This window comes from Rhizobium ruizarguesonis, from assembly GCF_012349115.1.
Taxonomy (GTDB): domain Bacteria; phylum Pseudomonadota; class Alphaproteobacteria; order Rhizobiales; family Rhizobiaceae; genus Rhizobium; species Rhizobium ruizarguesonis.
In genome coordinates, this window is the sequence record NZ_PQIG01000008.1 from 1 (window position 1) to 1,693 (window position 1,693).

Sequence of the window (1,693 nt, forward strand, 5' to 3'; positions counted from 1 at the left end):
CCCTCGAATGCGAACAATACGACGCCGACGGCGGTCGCCGATGCGGGGGATGCGACCGAGAAGGGCGGGGTCGCCAATGGTTCGGGTGGTGTGGTTGCCAGCGGCAATGTGCTGACCAACGACACCGATCCGGATGCCGGCGACACCAAGACGGTCAGTGCGGTCAGCTTCGGCGCGACGTCGGGCACACTCGGCTCGGCGCTGAACGGCACCTATGGCAGTCTCGTTCTCAATGCATCGGGCACCTATAGCTATGCGATCAACGAGAGCAATTCCGCCGTCCAGGGGCTACGGCTGTCGACCAACACGCTGAACGATGTCTTCAGCTACACGATGCGCGATAGCGCCGGCACCACCGCCACGGCAAATCTGACCGTCACCATCCACGGCGCCAATGACGCGCCGGTGCTCGCCGTCCAGACGGCGACCCAGAATGCCACCGTCGGCTCCGCCTTCTCCTACGTGCTGCCGACGACGACCTTCACCGATGTCGACAGCGGCGAGACGCTGGCCTACGCGGCAACGGCTGCCGACGGCACGGCATTGCCCGCCTGGCTGAGCTTTAACGCCTCGACGCGGACCTTCTCCGGCACGCCGACAACGGGCGGCACTTATGGTGTCAAGGTGACGGCGACAGACCTCGGGGGCCTTGCCGCCAACGAGACCTTCAACATCGCCGTGTCAGTTCCCGGCAATACGACGCCGACGGCGGTTGCCGATGCGGGGGATGCGACCGAGAAGGGTGGTGTCGCCAATGGTTCAGGTGGTGTGGTTGCCAGCGGCAATGTGCTGACCAACGACACCGATCCGGATGCTGGCGACACCAAGACGGTGAGTGCGGTCAGCTTCGGCGCGACGTCGGGCACACTCGGCTCGGCGCTGAACGGCACCTATGGCAGTCTCGTTCTCAATGCATCGGGCACCTATAGCTATGCGATCAACGAGAGCAATTCCGCCGTCCAGGGGCTACGGCTGTCGACCAACACGCTGAACGATGTCTTCAGCTACACGATGCGCGATAGCGCCGGCACCACCGCCACGGCAAATCTGACCGTCACCATCCACGGCGCCAATGACGCGCCGGTGCTCGCCGTCCAGACGGCGACCCAGAATGCCACCGTCGGCTCCGCCTTCTCCTACGTGCTGCCGACGACGACCTTCACCGATGTCGACAGCGGCGAGACGCTGGCCTACGCGGCAACGGCTGCCGACGGCAGCGCACTTCCCGCCTGGCTTGCCTTCAATGCCTCGACGCGCACCTTCTCCGGCACGCCGACGACAGCAGGCAGCTATGGCGTCAAGGTCACGGCAACCGATATCGGCGGCCTCTCGACCAACGAGACTTTCACTATCGCCGCCGCGGCGGGGCCATCGACCTACAGCCTGTTTTCCGCCTCCAGCACGCCGGCCCAGACGAACCTCAATGATGGCCAGCAGCTCGAGCTTGGCGTCAAGTTCACGTCGAACGTTGCCGGGGATGTCACCGGCATCAGGTTCTATCGCAGCGCCAACGACAACGGTCAGAACGTCGTCGATCTGTGGACCGCGACGGGCACCAAGCTTGCCACTGCCACCTTCACCAACACCACGGCAAGTGGCTGGCAGACGGCGAACTTCACGACGCCCTTCACCATTGCCGCCAACACAACCTATGTCGCCTCCTACCACACGACCGGCGCCTACGTGGCGACCG

1 protein-coding gene is annotated in these 1,693 nt (G+C 64.6%); it reads left to right on the top strand.

Features of this window, described 5'->3' with window-relative positions; genetic code table 11:
- Nucleotides 1-1,693 (top strand): putative Ig domain-containing protein (locus C3Y91_RS02410; protein ID WP_168574930.1); only part of this gene is annotated, 1,693 nt, incomplete at both ends.